Source organism: Allobosea sp. TAB14 (assembly GCF_052113865.1).
Classification (GTDB): Bacteria; Pseudomonadota; Alphaproteobacteria; order Rhizobiales; family Beijerinckiaceae; genus Allobosea; species Allobosea spartocytisi.
In genome coordinates this window covers 1-3,723 of the sequence record NZ_JBFRDQ010000296.1, presented here as the reverse complement: position 1 = coordinate 3,723, position 3,723 = coordinate 1, and the positions used below count along the sequence as shown (strand labels likewise).

The following is a 3,723-nucleotide window of genomic DNA, read 5'->3' as shown; positions in this document are numbered from 1 at the left end:
CACATGACGATCCCGAATCTGATCACGCTCGGCCGGCTCTTCCTGGTGCCGCTCGTCATCGTGATGATCGTCAATGCGCGCTGGGACGCCGCTTTCGTCATCTTCGTCGTCGCCGGCGTATCCGATGCCGTCGACGGCTTCCTCGCCAAGCGCTGCGGCATGGCGAGCGAGCTCGGCGCCTATCTCGATCCCATCGCCGACAAGGCGCTGATCGTCTCGATCTACATCACGCTYGCGSTGGTCGGCGCGATTCCGTTCTGGCTCGTCGTCCTGGTTGTGGCGCGCGACATCATGATCGTGGCCGCGGTGCTGCTCTCCTGGCTGCTCGACCGGCCGGTCACGATCGCCCCCTTTATCGTCAGCAAGCTCAACACCGCCGCGCAGATCGCCTTTGCCGCGCTGGCGCTCGGCTCGCGCGCCTTCGGCATCGATCCCGGTCCCGCCGGCACGGTCGGCGAGCTGGTTGTCGCCTTGTTGACGCTGGCCTCGATGGCGGCCTATCTCGCCTTCTGGCTGCGGCATATGGCGGGATCGGCCGAGACCGCCCGCGCTGGCCGGGAACCGCCGGACCACGTATAGAGTTGCTCGTCTTCCTGCCGAAGACGCGAAGAGGCTGATGGATGACCTTACAGCGCCAGATCGGCTTTTGGCTGGGTTCCCTCTTCGTCTTCGTGCTGTTCCTGGTGCTGCTCAGGGACATCCTGCTGCCCTTCATCGCGGCGCTGGCGCTTGCCTATCTGCTCGATCCGCTGGCCGACCGGCTGGAGCGCCTCGGGATGAGCCGTCTTGCCGCGACCATCGTCATCCTCGTCGTCTTCATCCTGATCTTCGCGCTGGTGCTGATTCTGCTCGCGCCGCTGCTCGGCCAGCAGCTCGCCGGGTTGGTGGCACGGCTGCCCGGGGATGCGGCGAAACTGCAGTCGCTCGTGCTCGAAAAGGGCGCACCCTGGCTCGAGCGCTTCGGCGGCGGCGATCTTGCCAAGCAGGCGCAAAGCTCGCTGGGCGACCTCGTCGGCCAGGCGACGAAATGGGTCGGCGGCCTGCTGCAATCGCTCTGGAGCGGCGGCACCGCCATCGTCGGCGTGTTTTCCCTGCTGGTGCTGACGCCGGTCATCGCCTTCTATCTGCTGGTCGACTGGGATCGCATGGTCGCGACCGTCGATAGCTGGCTGCCGCGCGACCATCGCAAGACCATCCGCGGGCTGGTCCGCGAGATGGACACCGCCATCGCCGGATTCTTGCGCGGGCAGGCGCTGGTCTGCCTGCTGCTGGGCGCTTTCTACGCCATCGGGCTGAGCGTGGTCGGCGTCAATTTCGGCGCGTTGATCGGCATCATCTCGGGTTTCCTCTCCTTCATTCCCTATGTCGGCTCGCTGACCGGGCTCGTGCTCTCGGTCGGCGTCGCGACGGTGCAGTTCTGGCCGGACTGGACCTGGCCGCTGGCGACGCTCGGCGTCTTCCTGGTCGGGCAGTTCCTCGAGGGCAACATCTTCCAGCCGAAATTCGTCGGCGATTCGATCGGCGTCCATCCGGTCTGGCTGATGTTCGCGCTGCTCGCCTTCGGTTCGCTCTTCGGCTTCGTCGGCCTGCTGCTGGCGGTGCCGCTGGCGGCGGTGATCGGCGTGCTCTGCCGCTTCGCCCTCCGGCAGTATCTCGCCAGCAATCTCTATCGCGGCATTCATCCGAACCCGGCGAAGGCCGATGTGACGATCGAGATCGAGCGCTGAGCCGCCCATGTCCGACGCGCCTTCGCGCCCGCGYCAGCTCGCCTTCGACCTGCCGGTCGACAGCCGCCACGGCATCGAGGATTTCCTCGTCGGCCCCTCGAACGAGGCGGCCTACGGGCTGGTCGAAAGCTGGCCGCGCTGGCCGGATGCCTGGCTGCGCCTGACGGGACCGGAAGGCGCGGGCAAGACCCATCTCGCCGCGATCTGGGCCCGCATGGCCCATGCCTGGACAATTCCCGCGCGTGATCTGGCTGACGAGAAGGTGCCGCATCTGGTCTCGGGCGGCGCGCTCGTGATCGAGGATTGCGATGCCGCCCCCTTCGACGAGCCGGCGCTGTTCCATCTGATGAACGCGATCAAGGCGCGCGGCGGCCATCTGCTGCTGACGGCGCGCACGCCGCCCGATCTCTGGGGCCTGCGCGTGCCGGACCTGCTCTCGCGCCTGCGGCTGGCACCGAGCGCCACCATCGAACCGCCGGATGACGGTTTGCTCCGCGCCGTGCTGGTCAAGCTCTTCATCGATCGCCAGCTCGTGGTCGACACCGCGGTCATCGATACGCTGGCGCTCAGGATGGAGCGCTCCTTCGCCGCCGCGCGGCAGGTCGTGGACCGGCTCGACCGGGTGGCGCTGGAGCGCGGCCGGCGCGTGACGCGCCCGCTGGTGCAGGAGGTGCTGGCCGAGCTGTTCCCGCAGGAGCCGGGCTGAGCGGCGTGCTGACGATCGCGGGGGCTGCCAGGCGCCCCGTGAAGCCTCCTATCTATGGCCGGCGGCCGATGCCTGCTAACCTTTTCCGACAGCGATTCATGTCGCCTGTCATCGAACCGTCACGGTAGGATGGCTTCACAACGCCCCATGAGACGCACGAGCAGGACGACGACCAGGGTAAGGGTACGGACCAAGCGCATGACCACGGAGATCGCGGCCGACATGCCCGACATGCCGGATAGGGCGACGGGGGATTCGGACGCATTGCCGCTGCGCCGGCAGCCGGCGCGCTTCATGAATCGCGAGCTCTCCTGGCTGCAGTTCAACCGCCGGGTCATGGAGGAGGCGTCGAACCGCAGCCATCCGCTGCTGGAGCAGCTGCGCTTCCTCTCGATCTCGGCCAACAACCTCGACGAGTTCTTCATGGTCCGCGTCTCGGGCCTGCGCGAGCAGCTCAAGGCCGGCGTCGTCACCCCCAGCCAGGACGGGCTCACCCCGGCCGAGCAGCTCGTCGAGATCGGCAATGCGGTTTCGGCCCTGACCGACGACCAGCAGGCGCGCTGGGTCGAACTGCGCCATGAGCTGCACGAGAACCGCATCCACCTGCTCGGCCCGGCCGATATCGGTTCGCAGGACCGGATCTGGCTGGAGGACTATTTCCTCAATTACGTCTTCCCGGTGCTGACGCCGCTGGCGATCGACCCGGCCCATCCCTTCCCCTTCATCCCGAATCTCGGTTTCACCGTCGCGCTCGCGCTGGAGCGCCTCAGCGACGGGCGCCAGCTCGACGCGCTGATCCGCGTGCCGATCAAGATCGACCGCTTCATCGAGCTGCCCGATCTCGCCCGCGAAGGTTTGCACCGCTTCATCACCCTCGAGGATGCGGTCTCGCTCTTCATCGCCAAGCTTTTCCCCGGCTACGAGGTCAAAGGCACCGGCTCCTTCCGCGTCATCCGCGACTCCGACCTCGATATCGAGGAGGAGGCGGAGGACCTTGTCCGCGTCTTCGAGACCATGCTGAAGCAGCGGCGCCTCGGCGTCGTCATCCGGCTCGAACTCTCGACCGGCATGCCCGACCATCTGCGCCGGATGATCGTGCGCGAGCTCAAGGTCGACAGCGACGAGGTCGTCGAGGTCAACGGCATGATCGGCCTGAACGAGCTTGCCCAGCTCGTCAGCGTCGACCGGCCGGACCTCAAGTTCAGGCCCTATAACGCCCGCTTCCCCGAGCGCATCCGCGAGCATGGCGGCGACTGCTTCGCCGCGATCCGGCAGAAGGACCTGCTGGTC

At 67.1% G+C, this 3,723-nt stretch carries 4 protein-coding genes; all 4 read left to right on the top strand.

Annotation, left to right across the window (positions count from 1 at the left end):
- Positions 1 to 3: 3 nt before the first annotated feature.
- Entirely contained in the window at positions 4 to 579 is a 576-nt protein-coding gene (locus AB4Y99_RS26605) for a CDP-alcohol phosphatidyltransferase family protein (RefSeq protein WP_441525442.1), read from the top strand.
- A gap of 41 nt (positions 580 to 620) precedes the next feature.
- Entirely contained in the window at positions 621 to 1,727 is a 1,107-nt protein-coding gene (locus AB4Y99_RS26600; RefSeq protein ID WP_038368091.1) for an AI-2E family transporter, read from the top strand.
- 7 nt (positions 1,728 to 1,734) lie between these two features.
- Positions 1,735 to 2,433 (top strand): HdaA/DnaA family protein, encoded by a 699-nt coding sequence (locus AB4Y99_RS26595; RefSeq protein WP_133565580.1) that lies wholly within the window; start codon positions 1,735 to 1,737, stop codon positions 2,431 to 2,433.
- 129 nt (positions 2,434 to 2,562) lie between these two features.
- Positions 2,563 to 3,723, top strand: a 1,161-nt coding sequence (locus tag AB4Y99_RS26590; protein WP_465248680.1) for a polyphosphate kinase, incomplete at its 3' end; no start/stop codon positions are given.